Below are 21,449 nucleotides of genomic sequence, written 5' to 3' on the forward strand. Positions count from 1 at the left end.
AATCCGCTTGGCGCTGCGGCGGACGCATAGGGGGAGAGAAGTGTCACCTATGTATCCGGTTCAAAGTGTTACCCATCTATCGGCTGGACACCGGCAGGCAGGTGAGGGGCAGCGCCAACGCACCGGAAAATAAAGCAACTCATGCCTGAACCGTTTGCCCTCCATTTCGTCCACCCCCTTGCAGTCCGCCGCAACTTTGAACAGTCTGTGCCTGCACGGGGGCGAGGCTAAATGCGCGGCGAAGTTCTTCACTATGACGAGGCCCAGGGTTTCGGCTTCATCACCGGGGCGGACGGCAACCGCTACACCTTCGCGCGCGAGGATCTGCGCCGTGATACCGTGATCGCGAACGGCGCTGTGGTCGAGTTTCTGCCGGCAAGCGGTCAGGCGCGCGACGTTTTTTCAATCCGCGCCCAGCCCGCCAGTCCCGCCACCGCTGCGCCAGCGGCAAGCGCCGCGCCGCCCAAGGCGGCTGCCGCTTCAGCCGCGCCACAGCATTTCGGCCGCCTGGCGGAAGACGGCGCGGTTCGCGATAGCGGACTGCCGGGTTATTTCTGGCGAGGCGTGACGCGCAACTACATCAACTTCGCCGAACGCGCCCGCCGCAAGGAATTTTGGGGCTACTGCCTGTTCTGGACCGTCAGCTTCATCCTGGTCGGAATTGCCGGCGCCCTCGCCGACCAGGCCGTCGGCAATTTCGATGCCGGCAACTGGCCGATTGTGATGATCGGCGTCTGGGGGCTGTTTTGGCTGGCGACGTTCCTGCCCTGGGTCGGGCTCGTCGTGCGCCGCTTGCACGACATCGGCCTGACCGGCTGGCTGGCAATACCTTACTTCGCAATCACCTTCATGTTTGCTCCGGCCACGCTGATTCTCGCGCTGATCCTCGGATTGATCCCGACCCAAGGCCACGAAAACCAGTGGGGGCCGGTGCCTGGAGGAGGCGGAGCCTAGACCCGCACCAAGAAATGAGCAGCCGGTTGTTTGCGGACAGCCGTGCTATAACAATGGCTTAGGTCGCAGCCGGGAAGGCAGCTGCTGTTTTGACCGAACGAACGAAATATTTCTCTTGCCATTTAGTCTGTGCACAGATAATCTGTGCAATCATCAAATCGACAATCGAAAACGGATGATGGAGCCAAGACAAATGTGGACCAACGAGTACACCGCAATTTCCCCCCTTTCGGCGCAGGCCATCTGGAACGCGCTCAAGGCGCTGCACGAAGGCCGCCTCACCTACGAAGGGTCCGATACCTTCGTACTGCACGGCCCGTTCGCCAAGGGCACCCGCGTCTCTGTAACGCCCGTCGGGCAGGACACCTTCGAATCGACGATCGTCGACCTCGTCGACGCTGTAACCTATGCCGACGAGACCTCGTTCGGCGACACGAAACTGTTGTTCAGGCATACGCTGACGCCGGTCGAGGGTGGCACTCAAGTGACGCATCGCCTCGATATTTCCGGCCCATCGGCCGCCGAGGTCGGACCAGAGCTCGGGCCGCAGATCAGCGGCGATTTCGACATTTCGATGGCCAAACTGTTCGAGCAGGCAATGGTGTTGGCGAACGGTGGCTGATCAAGGGGATCTGAACACGCGCTTCAGCGGACCATCCGAGAGCCCCGGCTTGCTGCTCTGGCGAACCACCATGCGCTGGCAGCGCGTCATGACGGCGGCGCTGGCCCCGCTTGACCTTACCCATGTCCAGTTCGTGCTGCTGGCTTCGGCGATGTGGCTCGGCCGCTATGGCGAGCCGCCCAACCAGGTGCAGCTCGCCGCCCAGGCCGGCACCGAGGTGAAGATGACATCGGACGTCGTCGCCCGGCTCGAGGCAAAGGGACTGATTGTGCGGGACACCAACCCGCGGGATTCCCGCGCCAAGGTGATCCGCGTCTCCACGACGGGGACGGCCGCAGTCCAGCGCGCTATCGTCGCCGTCGAAGCCGCCGACGCTGCTTTTTTTTCAACCGTGGACGAGGCGCAACTCGTCGGCCTGCTGAGACGGCTAGCCGGCGAGATCCGCTGAGTTTGGCCGATCAGCCAAGGAACTTGGCGATGATGGCATCGCCCATTGCGACAGTGCCGACTTCGGTCATGCCCTCGGACAAAATATCCTTCGTCCGCAGCCCGTCGTCGAGCACGGCGGCTATTGCGCCTTCGAGCTTGTCGGCCTCATCGACCATGCCGAAGGAATATCGCAGGCACATGGCAAACGACGCGATCATGGCGATCGGGTTGGCGATGCCCTGGCCGGCAATGTCGGGCGCCGAGCCATGCACCGGCTCGTATAGCGCCTTGCGCTTCTTGGTCTTCACATCGGGCGCGCCGAGCGAGGCCGACGGCAGCATGCCGATCGATCCGGTCAGCATGGCGGCGATGTCGGACAGCATGTCGCCGAACAGATTGTCGGTGACGATGACGTCGAACTGCTTTGGCCAGCGCACCAGCTGCATGCCGCCGGCATCGGCGAGCATGTGGTCGAGTTTGACGTCGGCATATCTGGCTGTGTGGGTCTGGGTGACGACCTCGTTCCACAGCACCCCGGATTTCATGACGTTGCGCTTTTCCATCGATGTAACGTGGTTCTTGCGCGTGCGCGCCAGCTCGAAGGCGACGCCTGAAATCCGCTCGATCTCGAACGTGTCGTAGACCTGCGTGTCGATGCCGCGCTTCTGGCCGTTGCCGAGATCGATGATCTGCTTCGGCTCGCCGAAATAGACGCCGCCGGTAAGCTCGCGCACGATCAATATGTCGAGGCCCTCGACGACTTCCTGCTTCAGCGAGGACGACGCGGCCAGCGCCGGATAGCAGATGGCGGGGCGCAGATTGGCGAACAGCTCCATGTCCTTGCGCAGCCGTAGCAACCCGGCCTCGGGACGCACCTCGTAAGGCACCTTGTCCCATTTCGGCCCGCCAACGGCGCCGAACAGAACCGCATCCGCAGCCATCGCCTTTGCCATGTCGGCATCCGAAATCGCCGCGCCATGCGCATCGTAGGCGCAGCCGCCGACCAGACCCTCATCGGTGACGAAATCACTGCCGAGCTTGACGTTCATGGCCGCGATCAGCTTCTTCACCTCGGCCATCGCCTCGGGGCCGATGCCATCGCCGGCGAGCAGGAGAAGATTTTTCGAAGCCATGGAGAACCGTCCCAACACTGTTTGGAGAAACCGCGGCCTTGCTAAACGCCAAGAGCTTGCGGCGCAAGGGGATGAAGAACGCTACGACGGCGCCCGCCTCTCAGAACCTGGGTTCCTCGCCCTCGACAGAGGCGGGGGAGAGGAACAAATCACTTATGGGACAAAATATTCACCAACCGGCCGAACGGATCGCGCACATAAAACCGCCGTACGCCCCACGGCTCGTCGGCCGGACCGTATTCGACGGCAAAGCCGGCGGCCTTCATGCCTTGCAGCGCCGCATCGACATCGTCGACCTCGATGGAGAGGTCCGGCACCGGCGTGCCGGAGCCGCCCTGGGCCATGAAGCTGATCTGCACCTGCATCCGTTCGTCGGACCCGTAGGTGACGATCCAGCCCTGATCCATCAGCACATCGAGGCCAAGCACGTCCTGATAGAAGCGTTTCGCCGCCGCCGCGTCCTGCGTCCCGATATTGGCTACGATGCGCCGGACCGTCATGGCTTTGGCCTCTTCAAGCCGTGCGCCGCAGCGCCGTGACTTCCATCTCGATCTTCATTTCCGGCTTGTTGAGCTGGCACACGATCATCGTCGCCGCCGGCCTGATCTCGCCGAAAGCCTCGCCGAGGATGGGGAAGACGACGTCCACGATGGCCCGGTCTGTGATGTAGTAATGCGCCCGCACCACATCGGCCATGTCGAAGCCGCCATCCCTCAGCGCCTCCGCGATGGTCGCCAGGCAATTGCGCGTCTGCGCCTCCACCGTTTCCGGCATGGTCATCGTCGCATAGTCGTAGCCGGTCGTTCCCGACACGAAGCACCAGTCGCCCTGCACCACCGCGCGCGAATAGCCGGCGGTTTTTTCGAAGGGCGAACCGGTGGAGATGAGTGTGCGCATGGAGCCTCGCTGTGGTTTCGGACGCTTTGCAGGAAAGGGCCGGCCAGGCCATGGGCCAAGTCAGGTGCAAATCTTGGCCGTCGGCGGGACAGCACCCCCCTCTGGCCTGCCGGCCATCTCCCGCTCAAGGGGGGAGATTAGCAGTTCGGACGCCTTTCTCGCTTTCCACATTTGCGATTGGCGAAAGCCAGAGTGACGTCTGATCTCCCCCCTTGAGCGGGAGATGCCCGGCAGGGCAGAGGGGGGTGTGACGGATCGCGACGGAACAAGCATGAACACCGAGTGTTCGCCGCGCTGCCGCGAACTCTAGTTCCCCGACTCCTGCGCCTTGTCCATTGCTTCCTTCACATCCGCAGGCCAGGTCTTCACGTCAGGCCACGCCTGCGGCTCGCCATTGTCGCCGCGCCGGGCGAAGTAGAGCGTGTGCTTGGCCGGGTCGACCGCCATGAAACCGTCATTGCTGCCGCATGCGTGCGGCACGCAGCCGGTGGCGTAGAAGGCGCCCGACGCCGTCTTTTCGGTGCCGCCGCCGACCAGCAGGCTGGTCGCCATGTCGGGCATGGTGTCGCCGAGTAGCGTCTGCGCCGCCTTGTAGACGGCCTCATTGTGGAAGGCGTCGATGATGTTCTGGTATTTGGCCGGATCGACGTCCTTCCAGTCCGTACCCGGCTCCGGCGCGTAGGTCAGGTCGCCCGAGATCGTCAGCCCGTCGCTGGGCGACCATTGCAGCGCTTGCTTCGTATCGCCCGGCAACAGATACGGCACGAAAAAGATGGCGTTGTCGGCCACCGCCGCCGGCGGCGCGCCGCATTCGTCCTGTTCGACCTTGAGGCTTTGTATCTCGCCGCCTTCCGGCTTCCAGACGATGACCTTGGCCGGGCCGCACTGGTTGCCGCCGTCGCCGACATCGACCAGCGCCACGTCGACGCCGCCGACCTTGACTGTTCTGTCGAAGAACACGTCGTAATTGCTGGCCAGCTGCTTGCCGTCATAGGCCAGCACCTTTTCGCCATCCTGCTCCGGCTGGGTGATGGTCAGCTGCCCGCCCTCGAACGGGACCGGCCCTTGGCTGTCATCGTCCGCCAGGGCCGCATTGCTCGACGCGCCCGGATCGGCGGCGGACGGATCTTCTGCCGGCACGAGGACCGTGTCGGTCTGTGCTTGCGCGCCGGCCACCGGCATCAGCATCCACGCCAGCGCGCAGGCGCCGGCAAGAAGAAAACGTGTCATGACTGTCCCCTCCGTTCAGCCGCCACGAACCCGGCTTTGTGGCGGCCGGGCCATCTCGTACCACTCAGGCCCAAGGACGCTCGGCAGCGTTCTTCTTCTCGAACGAGGCGATGGCGCCGGCCTTCTCCATGGTCAGGCCGATATCGTCGAGACCGTTCAGCAGGCAGTGGCGCTTGAAGTCGTCGAGGTCGAAGGTGACCACGCCGCCGTCGGGGCCGCGGATTTCCTTGGCCTCGAGGTCGACCGACACCGTCGCATTGGAGCCGCGCGAGGCGTCGTCCATCAGCTTCTCCAGGTCTTCGGGGCTGACGGTGATCGGCAGGATGCCGTTCTTGAAGCAGTTGTTGTAGAAAATGTCGGCGAACGACGTCGAGATGACGCAGCGAATGCCGAAATCGAGCAGCGCCCACGGCGCGTGTTCGCGGCTCGAACCGCAGCCGAAATTGTCGCCGGCGACCAGGATCTCCGCCTTGCGGTAGGCTGGCTTGTTAAGCACGAAGTCGGGGTTTTCCGAGCCATCGTCCTTGTAGCGCATTTCGGCGAACAGGCCGCTGCCGAGCCCGGTGCGCTTGATCGTCTTGAGATAATCCTTGGGGATGATCATGTCGGTGTCGACATTGACGATCGGCATCGGTGCGGCGACGCCGGTGAGCTTGGTGAATTTTTCCATGGCTTTTGCCCGTTCTTGATCGAATTCGTTGCGTCAGGGTTTGCTGCGCCCGGTTTACACAAAGCCGCCGGCAAATAAAAGGCAACTGTTGGTGCGCGGCCCGATCGAAAGATCGGCGGCAAACGTCTTTAAAACCGGCCGCCGCTGGTGCACCTTGCGCCCATGACCACACAATCGAATATTATCTATGCCAGTGAGCCTGAGCTCGACGTCGCTGAATTCCGCCGCGTGCTGGTCGAATCCACGCTCGGCGAAACACGCCCCGTCGATGACGACGCCCGGCTGCAAGCGATGCTTTCAGGCGCGAACCTGGTGCTCACGGCGCGGCTCGACATCGAAGGCAGGCCGCTGATCGGCGTTATCAGGGCCATCACCGATTTTTCCTGGGTGTGCTACGTCTCAGAGCTCGCCGTGTCGCAATCGGCGCAAGGCGTCGGCATCGGCAAGGGCCTGATGGACGAGGCCCGCCGGCAGCTTGGGCCTTCGGTCGCCATCAGCCTGATCTCGATGCCCGACGCCGTCGGCTTCTACGAGCGTATCGGCATGAAGCGCATGGCCGACGCGTTCTGGTTCTCCCGCGAGGGCTGACGCCGCATCGGGCGCAATTGCCGACCGGGTTGGGCAGTCAAGGCGGGCAAGGTTATCGGGCAATGCGGAACGGTGTTCAGGACCCTGCTGAGCAACGCCTCCTTGCCGCCCTTGACCCGCGCTTCATCCGGTCCACATCCCCAGCATGGGAAATCGCCGATCTCTCATAGGCACCGCCGGCTGGGGAATTCCGTCTCGATACAAGGCTGAGTTTCCGCAGTCCGGTTCGCATCTCGAACGTTACGGAAAACGCTTTCCGGTCGTCGAGATCGACACCTCGTTCTACAAGCCGCACCGCCGCGAGACCTATGAGCGCTGGGCTCACGCCGTGCCGGAGCACTTCCGCTTCGCGGTCAAGGCACCGAAGAGCATGACCCATGAGCATCGCCTCGCCGATTGCGAGGGGCTGACGGAGGACTTTCTCGGGCAGGTCGAAGGTCTCGGCGAAAAGCTGAGCGTGGTTCTGGTGCAGCTGCCGCCGAGCTTGCCCTTCGAGCCGGAGGTCGCCGGCGGTTTCTTCGACATGTTGGGCAAGCGTATCCGGGCAAGGCTGGCATGCGAGCCGCGCCATCCCAGCTGGTTCGGTGCCGAGACGGACGCACTGCTGGCCGGTCACCAGGTCGCCCGGGTCGCCGCCGACCCGGCTTCGGTTCCGGAGGCAGCAGGGCCGGGTGGCTGGCCCGGCCTTGCCTATTTCCGCTGGCACGGCGCGCCGCGCATCTACTATTCGGGTTACGATACCGAAACGCTCGACCGGTTTGCGCGGCAAGTGGAAGCAACGGCCGCTTCCGGTGCCGAGGTCTGGGGGATTTTCGACAACACGGCCGCCGGGCATGCACTGGGGAACGCGATGGCTGTCAGTGCGATGGTTGCTTAGACGCTCGCGGGACAGCACCCCCTCTGGCCTGCCGGCCATCTCCCCCGCAAGGGGGGAGATCAGATGCCGCGACCGCTTCGCCAATCGCCGACGTTGCAAGAATGGCGCCTTCGCCGAAGCTGCCAATCTCCCCCCTTGCGGGGGAGATGCCCGGCAGGGCAGAGGGGTGGGCGGGAACTCGACAGTGAGCTTTTGCCGCCTCAAATCACATTCAATTCCCGGAACGCCCTTCCTTCGGCCACTCTGGCGTACCCAAACGCCGAGCAATCCACCGTCCGATACCCGCCATGCACCAACAACTCCGCCAGCGCCTTGCCGACCGCCGGCGCCTGCTGCAGGCCGTGGCCGGAAAATCCGTTGGCAAAGATGAAATTGCCGACCTCGGGATGCGGCCCGATCACCGCGTTCTGGTCGAGCGTGTTGTAGTCGTAGTGGCCGGCCCAGGCGCGTGTCGGCTTGATCGCCTCGAAGGCGGGGATGCGGGTGGCCAGCACCGGCCAGATCACCTCTTCGAACAGCGGCCAGTCGACCTCGAAATCGGCTGGATCGGCGGGACCGTCGCCCTCTTCCGGCTCGGCGCCGCCGGTGAGATAGACCGAGCCTTCCGGCCTGACATAGATGCCGGAGGGATCGACCAGCAGCGGCATGTCGGCGTATTTTTCCCGCGCCTCGAAGACGAAAACGTTGCGCTTGCGCGGCTCGACGGGCAGCACGAGTCCCGCCATGCCGGCCACCTTGCCGGCATTCGGCCCGGCGGCATTGACGACGATGCCGGCTTGCAGTCTTTCGCCATTGTCGAGGTCCATGCCGGTGACGCGGTTGCCCTGCCTTTCGATGCCGGTGACGTCGGCGGCGATGAAATCGATTTGTCTGTCGCGCAGCGCCTTGCGGAACAGCGTCAGCATCGCATGAGCGTCGAACCAGCCCTCGCCGCTGCGGCCGAAGGCGCCGGCGCTGATGCCTTCCGTCGACAGCCACGAAAAGCGCTTTGCCAGCTGGTCGGCATCCTCGAGCAGAATGTCGGCGCCCTCGGCGACCTGCGCCTCGTGGTTGGCTTTCAGGATCGGCAACCCGGCCTCGCCGGCCAGGATGAGATAGCCGCCCTCGCGAAAGCCGATATCGGCATCGGCGCCGAAGGTCTCCTTCAGCCGCCGGAACAGGTTTAGCGTGAACTGCGACAGCCGGATGTTTTCCGGGATCGAGAATTGCTGACGGATCGAGGCCATGGACAGCGTCGTTGCCGCATGGGCGAATTGCGGATCGCGTTCGATCAGCGCAATCGAGCCGGTAAAGCCTTCCTCGCGCAGATAATAGGCGACAGAGGAGCCGACGATGGCCCCGCCGATGATGACAATGTCGTAGCGCACGTTTTCTCCGATCCGGCCGCCGGTATGCTTCACGCCGCCGGCACAATGATCTCGAAGCGCGTGCCGCGTCCGGAGTCAACCAGCGCGATCGTGCCATCATGCGCTTTCAGGAGGGCCAGCACGATGCCGAGGCCCATGCCGGTGCCGCCGGACTCACGGCGCGTGGTGAAGAACGGCTCGAAAATGCGGGCCCTGTTGCTCGGCGAAATACCGGCGCCGTCATCGCTGACCGCAACGGTCGCCTTGCCGTCGGCGGTGGCCGCAGAGAGAAGAACCTGGGTGGCTCCGTGCCTGGCCGAATTGTCGATCAGATTGGCAAGCACGATCGCCGCATTCTCGGCTGATATCCGCAGGCCGATTTCGCCACCCGCCTCAATGTTGACCGCCAGCCGGCCATCGACCGGAAGCAGCGCCAGCGCTGCATCGAGCGATGTGCTTTCGCCGCTCGGCGCCAGATTTTCGGCGCGCGCCAGGTCGAGCAGGCGACGCACCAGCAGATTGAGCAGGCCGGCGTCATTGACGATGTTGCCGGAGAACCGCTTGCGCTCGGCGGCATCCATCGCCTCGCCGGAATCGCGCAGCAGCTCGGCCGCGCCCTGGATCGCCGTCAGCGGCGATTTGAGCTCGTGCGAGACATGGGTGGCAAAAGTCTGGATGCTGTCGGAGCGCGCTTGCAGCTTTTCGGCCATGTCGAGAAAGGCGGCGGACAGCTCCGCCATTTCGCGCGTGCCGTGATGGTCGAGCGGCCGGATCGCGTCGCGGTCGCCGGCGGCGATGCGCCTGGTGCGCTCCATCAGCGCGTAGATCGGCCGGCTGACGGTGCGCAGGAAGACCAGCGCGATCAGCAGCGTGCCGAACAGCATGGCAATGGCCGCCAGCGTCACCTTGCCGCGTTCGCCATAGAGATGTTTGACGATGTTGTTCGGCGTCCGGGAGAGATAGATCACGCCGGCGACGTGGCCAGCGACCGCAATCGGCATGGCGACGAAGACACGAACTTTCGTGCCGCGGCTGACCGAATAGAGCGGCGGCGGCGGCTGATCGGGGATTCGTTGCCTCAATGCGCTGGCATAGCGGCCGGCAAGGGCCTCGCGCACCTCCTCGACATTGGCCAGGGATAGTCCGACCTCGTCGCGCCCGGCAATGACGACGCCCTTGGGATCGAGCAGCCGGAAGCCGGCCAGCGTGGTTTTTTGCGTCGTGTCGAGAATGCCGGACAGTCGCGCGCCGATGGCCGTGAAGGCTGGATCGGTGGCGGCGGCAATGCCGGCGGGCCGGGTCGGCAGCAGATAGTCGGAAGCGAGATCGAGGCTCGGCTCGATCGGCTGGTAAGGCGAGTCGTCGCCGCGGCTGGCATCGCCGCTGTCAGCCTGCATCGGCACCCCTAGCTTCTCCGGGGCAATGGCGGCGTCACTGATATTCTGTGCATAGATGGCGGCGATGACGGCGCCTTGCGCGATCAACTCGCCCTCGGTCTGGCGGATCAGCTGGTTTTCATAAAGCCGGAAGAAGAACAGGCCGACCAGCGGCAGCGCCAGCACCATGATGAGGATGGCGAGAACCACCGTGGCCAGCCTTGGCCGCCATTTGGTGCCGATCCATTTGGCGTCGCTCAGGCGCCGCATCGGCCGAGCCGGAAACCAACGCCATGCACGGTTTCGATGGCGTCGAGACAGCCCGCCGCCGCCAGCTTGGCGCGGATGTTGCGGATGTGGCTATCGACGGTACGGTCGGCGACATGGATGTTGGCGGCATAGGCGCTGGCGACCACCAGGTCGCGGCCCAGCACATGCGCCGGCCGCGCCAGAAATCCTTTCAGGATCGAGAATTCGATCGCCGTCAGCGCCAGCGCCTTGCCGTCGAAACTGGCGCCGTGGCTGGCCGGCGCCAGGCTGAGCTTGCCATGCGCGAAGTTCTTGTCGTCGGCGGGGTCGGGCGCCACCGGGCGGGCGCGGCGCAGGATGACGTTGACGCGCGCCACCAGTTCGCGCGGGCTGAACGGTTTCGTCACGTAGTCGTCGCCGCCCATTTCGAGCCCGAGGATGCGGTCGATTTCCTCGTCTCGCGCGGACAGGAACAGAACCGGCACGTCGGAGCGCTGCCTCAGCCGCCGGCAGACTTCCAGCCCGTCCATCTCCGGCATGCCGATGTCGAGCACGACGAGATCGGGCACGCGGCGCTCGATCGCCTGCAGGGCCGCGGCGCCGTCGGACACGGCCTGCGTCTTCATCCCGGCCTTTTCCAGCGCAAAGCAGATGATCTCGCGTATGTGCGGATCGTCGTCGGCGACCAGGATCTGATGCGGCATGGATCTAACGGTCCGGCACTAAAGGTTGCGAGGGCTGGGTAGGTGGAGGAAGCACGAGCGGACCTCTCTTGTCGAGAACCTGCACGAGCCTCCAGCCGCGAAAGCTCCAGGCGCGCCACTGCTTCTGCTCGGCGATAGTGTCGTCGATCATCATTTGGTCGGCCAGATAGGTGGTTTGGTTTCCGAATTGGTGCATGTAGAGGCGGTCCAGCGCCGGCATGGCGGCAGCGCCGAGCGAGCGCAGATATTCGGTATCGATAGGCGTGCCGTCGCCGGTCATTTCAAGGGAATGGTCGACATTGAAATTGGCGATCGTTGCGGCGAAGTTGATGAAGCAGCAGGCATAAAGCGTCGCCGATAGCGTCGCAAGATTGGCGGAGAGCAGCCATTCGTTGGATTTTCCAACCGCGATGCGGGCAATGATCAGTGCAAGCCCTGACGCCACCAACCCCATCCAGACGAAGGCGGCGATGCGCCAGTAGGTCAGTGCATAGACGCCGATATAGAGATCGAGCCTGAGAATCGACGAGATGACCAGCACGATGTTCTGCGCCACCCAGGCATAGACCAGCCGGCGGATCAGCGGATCGCCTGAGGTTTCGCTGCCCGGCCGCAGCGCCGCCAGCACGAAGCCGGCGGCCAGCAGCGCGGTGGCGATCAGTGGATAGGCGCCGCGATGCGCATAGGCGGCATAGCTCAACCCGTCCGGCAGGGCGACCCCACCCCAGAGATAGGCTGCGTCGAGCCCGGTCTGCAGCGCAAACAAGGTGTTGAAGACGATCAGCGCGCGCAGGATCGCGGCCTTGCCGAAGACGACGGCCTCGATCGTTGTCGCTGGTTTAGTCGCGGCCGGTGCGGCCACGGCTGCAGGCGGCGTCAAAGGTGGAAGGCGGCGCGGGAAACGCGGCAGGCGAGGCCGCAGGAAAGCCCAGACGCCGGCGATCACGAACAGCCAGAAGACGATCCGCGCCAGTTGGATGAGATCGAGCAGCTTCATCAGGTCGATCAGCGACAGCCAGTATTCGATGACCGGATTGGCGGCGCCGAACAAGAACAGGAACACCGCGCCCAGCGTCACCGGCATGACCCAGACGATGATGGACGCCAGGCGGATGCGGCGGCCGCCAAGCCGGCGCACCGTGCGGCGCCATTGGAAAAAGTCACGGATAAGGCGCAGCGGCGCCGCCAGCAGGAACAGCGCCACCTGGCCGGCAATGCGGGCGATGCCGTGCCGTAGCCGCCCGGACAGGGACAGCGCAAACACCACCAGCGCCACGACAGCTATCGCCACCGACAGCGGGCTGACGTTCTCGGCCAGCGGCAGCAGCGCGACGAACAAAGCGGCCGGCTTGAGCCAGGGTCGGGTGGATTTCAGCGCGGCAGGATGCACAGCGACCACCGCGCCGGCGATCAGGATGGCAAACAGCAGCACCGTGATCCCGGCGGGCTGGCCGTAAAAGAAAAAATCCGCCAGCGCCACGAGCAGGACGGCGATGCCGAAGCGGCTGGAAAAGCTTGCAAACGATGTCATGCGCGGATTTTCCTGATGGGCTGGGTCCGCTCGGCCGGTGGGCGGATAAAAGGGAGCAGGCTCGCTTCCAGGTAAGGGCGGGCCGCCGCCCGGGGCGGATCGACCAACCACCAGCTTTCGCTGCGCAGGCGATAGGGCAAGGACCAAAGGTGAGCGTTTCGCTGTTGCATGCCGCTGTTGTCGCGGGCTCGCATGGAAACGGCGGGGCGGAGCGGAGGAGGTTTTCCGCAGGGATGTGCAGTTTTCGTGCAGGACCTGTGCTTACGGCCGGGGCGCTCCCCCCCCATCTTTCCGGACGTTGGCGCTGTCCCAGCCAGGCTCCTTTCCTCTCCCTCCGGAGGGGGGAGAGGTGGCTCGGCGAAGCCGAGACGGAGTGGGGGAACCACCTGGCAGTCGCCGCGAACGGACATCGGAAGGGCACTGAGCGCATGGGTCGACCCCCACTCCGTCGAGCTTCGCTCGACACCTCTCCCCCGATCGACGGGGGAGAGGAAAGGCCCCCCTTCCGCAACTGCTGCGGGACGGGCGGGGCAGCGCAAGCTTTCGCAGTTGGCTCATCATCAGGTACCGGTCGGACGCTTGCCTCACCCGCCCCCACGCGGCATAGATCGGCCATGACAAGCGAACCTTACCGCCCGCGCCGCTCGGTGCTTTACGTCCCCGCCTCCAACGACAAGGCGCTGGCCAGGATCGCGACGCTGGCCTGCGATGCCGTGATCATCGACCTCGAAGACGCCGTCGCGCCCTCAGACAAGATCGCCGCGCGGGACAAACTGGCCGGCATTTTCGCCAGCCGACCGAAACGCCGCTGCGAGATGATCGTGCGCGTCAACGCGCTGTCCAGCGAATGGGGCAACGATGACCTGCTGACCGCGGCGAAATTCGAGCCCGACGGCATCCTGTTGTCCAAGGTCGCCACGCCGCGCGATATCCTCGAAGTCGGCGACGTGCTCGACGACAATTTTGCCCCCGACAGCGTCAAGCTCTGGGCGATGATCGAGACGCCCAAGGCCATGCTCAATATCGGCGCCATTGCCGAACTCGGCCGCGATCGCGCTTCGCGGCTAAATTGTTTCGTTGCCGGAACGAACGATCTGGTCAAGGAAACCGGCATTCTGGCGACGCCTGATCGGCGCTACCTCGTGCCTTGGCTGATGCAGATGGTGCTGGCGGCGCGGGCCGGCGGCATCGACATACTCGACGGCGTCTCCAACGATTTTCGCGACCTCGACGCGTTTGCGCGCGAATGCACGGAAGCCGCCGCCATGGGGTTCGACGGCAAGACGCTGATCCACCCCGCCCAGATCGAAACCGCCAACCGCGCCTTTGCGCCCGCGCCCGAAGCCTTGGCCGAGGCGCACGCGGTGAAAGAGGCTTTCGCCTTGCCCGAAAATGCCGGCAAGGGCGTGATTGCGCTGGATGGCAGGATGGTCGAACGGCTGCACCTGGTGCAAGCCGAAAAACTGCTGGCGAAGGCCGCCGCCATCGGCGCATGATCCGCCCCGAAAAGACGAACTCACGACAGGATCTGACCCATGAGACTTTACCGCTTTCTGTCCGCCCCCGACGATTCAACCTTCTGCCACAAGGTCACCGCGGCGCTGAACAAGGGCTGGCACCTGTACGGCTCACCGACCTACGCCTATGACAAGAAGACCAAATCGATGCGCTGCGGCCAGGCGGTGGTGAAGGATATCGACGGCCAGGAATACGGGCCGGATACGAAGCTGAGTGATTGGTAGGCGAGCTTTGCCAGCCTGTCTAAGACAGCGCTAGGCTGCCTCGGCAATATCAAGACGCACTGTAAGTCCGGCCTGTGTGGCCAGATTGATCAAGGTGTCCAGACTAAAATTCGCGATCCTGCCCCGCAGAAGATCGCTAAGGCGTGGCTGGGTAATCCCGAGCCGGTTGGCTGCTTCGGCTTGGGTAACGTCCCAACTCCGCACCCGCTGTTCGATCGCGATCAGCAAATTGGAGCGCATAGTCATGTTGGCGGACTGAGCCGGGGTGTCTTCCAGCGCATCCCAGACATTTTCAAAGCTTTGACGTTCCATGAGCATGTCTCACTGAATTTGCCTGAACCGCGATGCGGCAAGAGCCAAGTCTCGTTTCGCCGTCTGTTGCGTCTTCTTCTGGAAGGCGTGCAAGACAAAGACGGCGTCACCTATGCTGGCGACGTAAAGCACCCGGAACGCGCCAGCATCGTCTCGGACACGGATTTCCCGTACGCCTAGGCCTATCGTCGTCATCGGCTTCCAATCGCTTGGCTCAAATCCGAGTTGAACCTTGTGCAGTTGAACGCCCGTTTCCTTGCGCACCGCCTCTGGAAAAGCCCGGAGCTTGGCAAGAGAATCTCCAAGAAACTCCAGTCGCTTGGTCGGCATACAGACTTTATATCAAAACTTGTATAATTTCACAAGCAGGCTCGCCACCTGAATATCGCACAGCCTTACTCCGCCGCCTCTTCAAGCTTTTCCATATCGTCGTCCGACAGGCCGAAATGGTGGCCGATCTCGTGGATCAGCACGTGGGTGACGATGTCGCCCAGCGTCTCTTCGTTTTCGGCCCAATAGTCGAGGATGGCGCGGCGGTAGAGGGTGATGCGGTTCGGGCCTTCGCCGGTCTGCGGGTTCCAGCGCTCGGCGATGCCGCGGCCCTCGAACAGGCCAAGCAGATCAAACGGTGTCTCCAGCGACAGATCGTCCATGATCTCGTCGGTCGGGAATTCGGCGATCATGATGACGATCTCGCCGGTCAGCTTGCGAAAATCGTCGGGCAGATGTGCGTACGCCTCCAGCGCCAGAAACTCGATCTCCTCGATCGAAGGCGAGAGTTCATCGTGCCAGGTGCGGGTCTTGTAGATGCGGGCCATGCTTTGTCCTTTGATCCGGCATATAGGCTTTCCCTCCGGACTCGGCAAATGGACCGGGTACCTGGCCAATGACTGTTTCTTTGCGCCGAATGGCTGCGACCAAAGTCCAAGGTTGGCCTCGTCACCTTTGATCAAGGAATAAATTCCTTCTGACTCCGCTTGACTCTTCCGGCACCCTCTGGAATCTATAGGAACATAACAGGAACAGTTGTGAGAGAAATTGACCGTCATGGCGACATCAGCCGTGGCGCGGGAGACTGTTTTTGCCCTGCGCCGCCAGATCGCGAAGATCGAGGGAACGCTGCCCGAGCGCCTGGCCGCGCCGGCTGGCGAGGGGCTGCGCGCGGGTCCTGGCGGCGGTCTCGACGCCGCGCCTGAACCCGATGCCGATGTCACCATCATCCGGCGCGGGCTTGCCGTGGCTTCGCCGGATGCTTTCCTGGCCACCGGCGTCGAGCGCCTCGATGCGGCCCTCAGCGGCGGCCTTCCGAAAGCCGCCTTGAGCGAAATCCATGGCCTTGAGACCCGCAATGCCGGGGCCGTCGCCGGCTTTGTGCTGTCGCTTGTCAGCCTGATCCTCAAGGGCCAGCCCTTGCCCGTGCTGTGGATCGGCACATCGGAGATTTTTCGCGAGGCCGGCTTTCCCTATGCCAGGGGATTGCAGGGCATTTTCGGTATCGCACCGGAGCAATTGCTGTTTTCCGAGGCGCCGAAACTCACCGATGCGCTGTGGGTAGCCGAGGAGGCCGCGAAGATGACGGCGCTCGCCGCAATCATCCTCGAAATCCGTGGCAGCCCGCAGCGGCTCGACCTCACCGCGACGCGCCGGCTGCACGCGCGCGCCCAAAACGCCGGCCGGCCGGTGTTCCTGCTGCGCCAGGCCGGCGAAGCCGAGCCGACCGCCGCCCCGGTGCGCCTCATCGTGTCGGCTGCACCAGCGGCGAGCCGCCGGACGATCGCCGGGTCGCTCGCCGGCTCGATCGGCCGGCCTGCCTTCACCGTCAGCATCGGCAAGAGCCGCACCGCTCTGCCTGGACAATTCACACTGGAGTGGAATCCCGATGAACACGCATTCGAAGAAAGAAAGCCCCGCGAAAAACGGGCAGAGAATTCTGTCGCTGTGGTTCCCGCATCTGGCGGCAGAACGGATCCTGCGCCAGCGCCTGGGACGGTCGTGGCGTTCCCGGCCTTCGGATCATCTGCCGCCATCTCACCCACCGCTCGTGATCAGCCATCGCGACCGCAACGCCCAGCGCATATCGGCCCTCGACGAGCGGGCTGAGGCGCTGCATCTGAAGCCTGGCATGGGCATTGCCGATGCGCGCGCCATGCATCCCTCGATCGACATCGTCGAGGCCGATCCGGACGCCGATCGCCGGCTGCTCGAAGGCCTCGCCGACTGGTGCGATCGCTATACGCCGCTGGTGGCGCTCGACGGTACTGATGGCCTTTATCTCGACGTCACCGGCTGCACGCATCTGTTCGGCGGCGAGCGCGCCATGCTGGACGACATCCTTGCGCGGTTTTTCCAGCAGGGTTTCGATGTCCGCGCCGGGTTGGCCGCGACGCCGGGTGCAGCCTGGGCGGCGGCGCGCTTCTGCGGCAACCGCATCGTTGTCTCCGGCGAGGAGGAAGCGCTGCTCGCCCCCTTGCCGCTGGCGGCACTGCGCATCGAAGCCGATATCCGCGCCAGCTTGGAAAGCGTCGGCCTGCGGACCGCCGGCGCGATCATGGCAGCGCCGCGCGCGCCGCTCGCCAGTCGCTTCGGCGCGACCTTGCTGTTGCGGCTCGACCAGGCGCTCGGCCGTCTCGACGAGGCGGTATCGCCGCGCCTGCCCGTGGCCCCGCTTTCGGTCGAACGCCACCTGGCCGAGCCGGTCGTGCTGACCGCCGAGATCGAACGGCTGGTGCTCTTGCTGGCGGTGACGCTGAAGGCCGATCTCGAACGCCGCGGCGAGGGCGCAAGGATGCTGGCGCTGCTTTTGTTTCGCGTCGACGGCGCCGTCAGCCGCATCGCTGTCGGTACCTCGCGACCGTTGCGCGAACCCAAGCTTATCCAGCGCCTGTTCCATGAGCGGCTGGCCGCGCTCGAACAGGACATCGATGCCGGCTACGGCTTCGACCTGGTGCGGCTTTCGGTGCTGGCGGCCGCCGGCTTCGACATGCAGCAGGCCGATTTGACCGGCGAGACCGAGGATGACGGCGCCGACATGGCACTCTTTGCCGACCGCATCCGCGCCAGGCTCGGCGACAGTGCGGTGCTGAAACCGGTCGCCCTCGAGAGCCATCTGCCGGAGCGCGCCATCGCCACCATCCCGTTCTCGGAAGCGCCACAACGCAAAACACCGCTCAGGAAGCCGGGCTCGAAAGACGCGCCGCGCGCAACCATCTTCCCGCCGGAACGGCCGATCCGGCTGTTCCGTTCGCCCGAGCCGATCGAGGTGCAGGCCACCGAAATGCCTGAGGGTCCGCCGATGAATTTCCGCTGGCGCCGCGCGCTCTACCGGGTCGCGCGCGCCGAGGGGCCGGAACGCATCGCGCCGGAATGGTGGCGTGAAACGTCAAGCGATCCGCTCACATCGACGCGTGACTATTTCCGGATCGAGGATGCCGACGGCCGCCGCTACTGGCTCTACCGGCAAGGCCTCTATGGCAACCCGCAGGTGCCGCCGCGCTGGTTCATGCATGGGGTCTTCGCATGAACGCGCTGACCGTCATCCCCTATGCGGAATTCGGCATCCAGTCGAACTTCTCCTTCCTGCGCGGCGCCTCCAAGCCGGAGGAGCTGGTGGTGGCGGCCAAATTCCTCGGCTTTTCCTCGATCGGACTGGCAGACCGCAACACGGTGGCCGGCGTCGTGCGCGCCTGGCAGCAGGCCAAGGTCGAGAAGCTCGCCTATCACCCCGGTTGCCGCCTGGTGTTCGGCGACGGCACGCCGGACATTCTCGCCTATCCGCAGAACCGCAAGGGCTGGGGCCATCTCTGCCGCATGCTGACGCAAGCCAATTTGCGCGATGAAAACGAGAAGGGCGCGACCCTTCTCCAGCGCAGCGACCTGCTCGAATGGGGCGACCTGCTGTCGCTGGCGGTGCTGCCGGATCTCTCGGCGAATGCCGACGATCCCCTGGCATTGGTCCGTCAACTGAAAGACCGTTTCGGCGCTAATTTGCGGCTAGGCATGGCGCCGGATTATCGCGGCAATGACCGTTTCCGCATCGAGCAGGCGGCGGGCATGGCGGACATCGCCGGCGTGCCGCTGATGGCGACCAACGACGTGCTTTATCACAGCGCCGAGCGCCGCTCGCTGCAAGATGTGCTCACCGCCATCCGCCTCAATTTGCCGGTCGCCGAGGTCGGGCTGGAGCTGACGGCCAACGCCGAGCGCCATCTGAAGCCGCCGCTGGAAATGGCCCGTCTCTTCCGCCGCCATCCACCGGCGCTGGCCGAGACGCTGCGCTTTGCCGGCGAACTGACCTTCTCGCTCAGCGACCTCCAGTACAATTATCCCGACGAGCCGACGCAATCAGGGCTTGGGCCGCAGGCCGAGCTAGAGCGTCTGGCCAGGGAGGGGGCCGCCACGCGCTATCCGGCGGGCGTCCCCGCTTCCGTCTTGCAGCGCATCAGTGAGGAGCTCGCTCTGATCGAGCGTCTGAATTATGCGCGCTATTTCCTGACCGTTTACGACATCGTCCAGTTCGCCCGCAATGAGGGCATTCTGTGCCAGGGCAGAGGCTCGGCCGCCAACTCGATCGTCTGCTACTGCATCGGCATCACCGAGGTCGGCCCCGAGCGCATCGACACGTTGTTCGAGCGCTTCATTTCCGAGGAGCGCAACGAGCCGCCCGACATCGACGTCGATTTCGAGCATGAGCGGCGTGAGGAGGTGATCCAGTACATCTACTCCAAATACAGCGCCAAGCGCACCGCGCTGGCTGCCGCCGTCATCAGCTATCGCGGCCGCTCGGCGCTGCGCGAGGTGGCCAAGGCCATGGGCCTATCGGACGATGTCCGCATTGCGCTCTCCAGTTCGATCTGGGGCTGGTCGACCTCGGAGCTCGGCGAGAAGGAGGCGCATGCCGGCGGCCTCGACCGCAACGAGACCTCGACCCGTCACGTGATCGCCCACGCCAACGAGATCATGGGCTTTCCCCGGCATCTGTCGCAGCATGTCGGCGGCTTCGTCATTACCCGCGACCGGCTCGACGAGATCGTCCCCATCGTCAAGACGGCGATGGAGGCGCGCAAGATGGTCGAGTGGGATAAGGACGATCTCGACGCGGTGAAGATCCTGAAGGTGGATATTCTGGCGCTTGGCATGCTGACCTGCCTGAAGCGCGCCTTCACCTTGCTCACCGACCATTATCCGAAGGCCCGGGATGATTACGGCCGACCCTATGTGCTGGCCACCCTGCCGCCGGAAGAGAACGACGTGTACGACATGATCTGCCGCGCCGACACGCTCGGCGTCTTCCAGATCGAATCGCGCGCGCAGATGTCGATGCTGCCGCGTCTACGCCCGCGCGAATTCTACGACCTGGTCATCGAGGTGGCGATCGTGCGGCCCGGCCCGATCCAGGGCGACATGGTGCACCCCTATCTGCGCCGTCGGCAGGGCAAGGAAGCGGCTGAATATCAAAAGCCAGAGCTGGAGGCTATTCTCAAGAAGACACTCGGCGTGCCGCTGTTTCAGGAACAGGCGATGAATATTGCAATCGTCGCCGGTGGTTTCAAACCCGGCGAAGCCGACGAACTACGCCGCGCCATGGCCACCTTCAAGCGCACCGGCACCATCGGCAATTACCGCCAGCGCATGATCGACGGCATGGTCGGCAAGGGATACACCAAAGACTTCGCCGAGCGCTGCTTCAAGCAGATCGAAGGCTTCGGCGAATACGGCTTTCCCGAAAGCCACGCCGCCTCCTTCGCTTTGCTCGTCTATGCCTCCTGCTGGTTCAAGACCTTTTATCCCGACGTGTTCTGCGCCGCGATCCTGAATTCGCAGCCGATGGGGTTTTACCAGCCGGCCCAGCTGGTGCGCGACGCGCGCGACCATGGCGTCGATATCCGCGACGTCGACGTCAATTTTTCCGACTGGGACTGCACCCTGGAGAAAGCCCAATTCGATCCGGGCCGCATCCTGGGGCGCCATGCCGAAATGCGCGGTGTCATCAAGACCCGGTACGCCGTCCGGCTTGGCTTCCGTCAGATCAAGGGCTTGGCCGAGAAGCGTATGGAAGCTTTCACCGCGCGGCGCGGCGCCGGCTATACAAGCGTCAGGGATGTGTGGCTGCGCTCGGGCCTCGATGTCGGCGAAATCGAAAGACTGGCGCAGGCTGACGCCTTCCGCTCGCTCGGCCTCGACCGTCGTGAAGCCTTGTGGGCGGTGCGCGCGCTGGATGGCAAGAGCGCCGCCGAACGGCTGCCGCTGTTCGACCAGCCGGCGATCCGGCTGCGCGAACTCGAGCCCGAGACAAAACTGCCGACAATGCCGCTCGGCGAGCACGTCATCCACGACTACCGCGCGCTCGGCCTGTCGCTGAAGGCGCATCCGGTCGCCTTCCTGCGCGAGCGGCTCGACCGCGCCGGCGTCATTCCCAATGCCAATCTCGGCTCGGTGCGCGACGGCAGGCGGGTCTCGGTCGCCGGCCTGGTGCTGGTGCGGCAGCGGCCCGGCAAGGGCAATGCGATCTTCCTGACGCTGGAAGACGACAAGGCCGTCGCCAACGTCATTTTCTGGGAGCGGACCTTTACCCGTTTCCGGCCCATCGTCATGGGCGCGCGCTTCGTCAAGGTCACCGGCAAGCTGCAGTCGGAATCCGACGTCATCCACATCGTCGCCGAGAAGATCGAGGATTTGACGCCGTGGCTGACGGTGCTGCTGGAAGAGATGACGCCGGCTGCCCGGCCCGACATTGCCACCCTCTCGGACAAAGCTGAAAGGGTCATGCCCAAGGGGCGGAATTTTCAGTAG

Annotated in this window: 22 protein-coding genes; 10 read left to right on the forward strand and 12 right to left on the reverse strand. The window is 64.3% G+C overall.

Features of this window, described 5'->3' with window-relative positions:
* The first annotated feature begins 231 nt into the window (after positions 1 to 231).
* From NKI37_RS27995 to NKI37_RS28005, 3 genes are all read left to right on the forward strand, one after another.
* On the forward strand, positions 232 to 954 hold the full coding sequence (locus NKI37_RS27995) for a DUF805 domain-containing protein (protein WP_352791739.1): 723 nt from the start codon (positions 232 to 234) through the stop codon (positions 952 to 954).
* Between the two features lie 193 nt (positions 955 to 1,147).
* The gene (locus NKI37_RS28000) at positions 1,148 to 1,576 is read left to right on the forward strand and encodes an SRPBCC family protein (protein ID WP_352596797.1); all 429 of its coding nucleotides are present in this window, start codon (positions 1,148 to 1,150) and stop codon (positions 1,574 to 1,576) included.
* A gap of 49 nt (positions 1,577 to 1,625) precedes the next feature.
* On the forward strand, positions 1,626 to 2,024 hold the full coding sequence (locus NKI37_RS28005) for a MarR family winged helix-turn-helix transcriptional regulator (RefSeq protein WP_352460988.1): 399 nt from the start codon (positions 1,626 to 1,628) through the stop codon (positions 2,022 to 2,024).
* Between the two features lie 10 nt (positions 2,025 to 2,034).
* Here the strand turns inward: NKI37_RS28005 and leuB are convergent, their stop codons facing one another.
* The 5 genes from leuB to leuD all read right to left on the reverse strand — a co-directional run bounded on the left by leuB (position 2,035) and on the right by leuD (position 5,935).
* Complete coding sequence (gene leuB / locus NKI37_RS28010) at positions 2,035 to 3,138, reverse strand: 3-isopropylmalate dehydrogenase (protein WP_352666598.1); 1,104 nt, start codon at positions 3,136 to 3,138, stop codon at positions 2,035 to 2,037.
* Positions 3,139 to 3,287: 149 nt separating this feature from the next.
* Positions 3,288 to 3,638 (reverse strand): VOC family protein, encoded by a 351-nt coding sequence (locus NKI37_RS28015; RefSeq protein WP_023671691.1) that lies wholly within the window; start codon positions 3,636 to 3,638, stop codon positions 3,288 to 3,290.
* A gap of 13 nt (positions 3,639 to 3,651) precedes the next feature.
* On the reverse strand, positions 3,652 to 4,035 hold the full coding sequence (locus NKI37_RS28020; RefSeq protein ID WP_352791737.1) for a RidA family protein: 384 nt from the start codon (positions 4,033 to 4,035) through the stop codon (positions 3,652 to 3,654).
* 306 nt (positions 4,036 to 4,341) lie between these two features.
* Positions 4,342 to 5,265 (reverse strand): Ivy family c-type lysozyme inhibitor, encoded by a 924-nt coding sequence (locus NKI37_RS28025; protein WP_023694555.1) that lies wholly within the window; start codon positions 5,263 to 5,265, stop codon positions 4,342 to 4,344.
* A 64-nt stretch (positions 5,266 to 5,329) separates the two neighbouring features.
* Complete coding sequence (gene leuD, locus NKI37_RS28030; protein ID WP_023683818.1) at positions 5,330 to 5,935, reverse strand: 3-isopropylmalate dehydratase small subunit; 606 nt, start codon at positions 5,933 to 5,935, stop codon at positions 5,330 to 5,332.
* 162 nt (positions 5,936 to 6,097) lie between these two features.
* Between leuD and NKI37_RS28035 the strand changes: the two genes are divergently transcribed.
* A complete protein-coding gene (locus NKI37_RS28035) occupies positions 6,098 to 6,523 on the forward strand; it encodes a GNAT family N-acetyltransferase (RefSeq protein WP_023694557.1) in 426 nt (141 codons plus the stop codon).
* A gap of 145 nt (positions 6,524 to 6,668) precedes the next feature.
* The gene (locus tag NKI37_RS28040) at positions 6,669 to 7,400 is read left to right on the forward strand and encodes a DUF72 domain-containing protein (RefSeq protein ID WP_352791734.1); all 732 of its coding nucleotides are present in this window, start codon (positions 6,669 to 6,671) and stop codon (positions 7,398 to 7,400) included.
* A 200-nt stretch (positions 7,401 to 7,600) separates the two neighbouring features.
* Here NKI37_RS28040 and NKI37_RS28045 read toward each other — a convergent pair whose 3' ends face one another.
* The 4 genes from NKI37_RS28045 to NKI37_RS28060 are packed head-to-tail and all read right to left on the reverse strand — an operon-like array spanning position 7,601 to position 12,606.
* Positions 7,601 to 8,767, reverse strand: coding sequence for an NAD(P)/FAD-dependent oxidoreductase (locus NKI37_RS28045; protein ID WP_023736743.1), 1,167 nt, complete (start codon positions 8,765 to 8,767; stop codon positions 7,601 to 7,603).
* A gap of 29 nt (positions 8,768 to 8,796) precedes the next feature.
* Positions 8,797 to 10,392, reverse strand: coding sequence for a sensor histidine kinase (locus NKI37_RS28050; protein WP_352791732.1), 1,596 nt, complete (start codon positions 10,390 to 10,392; stop codon positions 8,797 to 8,799).
* On the reverse strand, positions 10,380 to 11,075 hold the full coding sequence (locus NKI37_RS28055) for a response regulator (RefSeq protein WP_352596791.1): 696 nt from the start codon (positions 11,073 to 11,075) through the stop codon (positions 10,380 to 10,382). Before NKI37_RS28055 ends, NKI37_RS28050 begins: the two co-directional genes overlap by 13 nt.
* 4 nt (positions 11,076 to 11,079) lie before the next feature.
* Positions 11,080 to 12,606, reverse strand: coding sequence for a DUF4153 domain-containing protein (locus tag NKI37_RS28060; protein WP_352596789.1), 1,527 nt, complete (start codon positions 12,604 to 12,606; stop codon positions 11,080 to 11,082).
* Positions 12,607 to 13,220: 614 nt separating this feature from the next.
* On the opposite strand from NKI37_RS28060, the gene NKI37_RS28065 reads away from it, so the two are divergent.
* Both NKI37_RS28065 and NKI37_RS28070 read left to right on the forward strand, forming a co-directional pair.
* On the forward strand, positions 13,221 to 14,102 hold the full coding sequence (locus NKI37_RS28065; RefSeq protein WP_023673922.1) for an HpcH/HpaI aldolase/citrate lyase family protein: 882 nt from the start codon (positions 13,221 to 13,223) through the stop codon (positions 14,100 to 14,102).
* A gap of 39 nt (positions 14,103 to 14,141) precedes the next feature.
* A complete protein-coding gene (locus NKI37_RS28070) occupies positions 14,142 to 14,348 on the forward strand; it encodes a DUF1737 domain-containing protein (RefSeq protein ID WP_023673921.1) in 207 nt (68 codons plus the stop codon).
* 30 nt (positions 14,349 to 14,378) lie between these two features.
* Here the strand turns inward: NKI37_RS28070 and NKI37_RS28075 are convergent, their stop codons facing one another.
* From NKI37_RS28075 to NKI37_RS28085, 3 genes are all read right to left on the reverse strand, one after another.
* Entirely contained in the window at positions 14,379 to 14,660 is a 282-nt protein-coding gene (locus NKI37_RS28075) for a helix-turn-helix domain-containing protein (RefSeq protein ID WP_023673920.1), read from the reverse strand.
* A gap of 9 nt (positions 14,661 to 14,669) precedes the next feature.
* Positions 14,670 to 14,990 carry a type II toxin-antitoxin system RelE/ParE family toxin gene (locus NKI37_RS28080; protein WP_023673919.1) on the reverse strand — a complete coding sequence of 107 codons (321 nt, stop codon included), beginning with the start codon at positions 14,988 to 14,990 and terminating at the stop codon, positions 14,670 to 14,672.
* 65 nt (positions 14,991 to 15,055) lie between these two features.
* Positions 15,056 to 15,478, reverse strand: coding sequence for a metallopeptidase family protein (locus NKI37_RS28085; protein ID WP_023673918.1), 423 nt, complete (start codon positions 15,476 to 15,478; stop codon positions 15,056 to 15,058).
* 229 nt (positions 15,479 to 15,707) lie between these two features.
* Here NKI37_RS28085 and NKI37_RS28090 point away from each other — a divergent pair, with 229 nt between their 5' ends.
* From NKI37_RS28090 to NKI37_RS28100, 3 genes are read left to right on the forward strand one after another with little or no spacing between them, the layout of a single operon-like run.
* A complete protein-coding gene (locus NKI37_RS28090; protein ID WP_023747409.1) occupies positions 15,708 to 16,760 on the forward strand; it encodes an ImuA family protein in 1,053 nt (350 codons plus the stop codon).
* Entirely contained in the window at positions 16,702 to 18,180 is a 1,479-nt protein-coding gene (locus NKI37_RS28095) for a DUF6504 family protein (protein ID WP_352790588.1), read from the forward strand. The genes NKI37_RS28090 and NKI37_RS28095 overlap by 59 nt, the downstream gene beginning before the upstream one ends.
* The gene (locus NKI37_RS28100) at positions 18,177 to 21,449 is read left to right on the forward strand and encodes an error-prone DNA polymerase (RefSeq protein ID WP_023672121.1); all 3,273 of its coding nucleotides are present in this window, start codon (positions 18,177 to 18,179) and stop codon (positions 21,447 to 21,449) included. Before NKI37_RS28095 ends, NKI37_RS28100 begins: the two co-directional genes overlap by 4 nt.

Source organism: Mesorhizobium sp. M0626 (genome assembly GCF_040320665.1).
Taxonomy (GTDB): domain Bacteria; phylum Pseudomonadota; class Alphaproteobacteria; order Rhizobiales; family Rhizobiaceae; genus Mesorhizobium.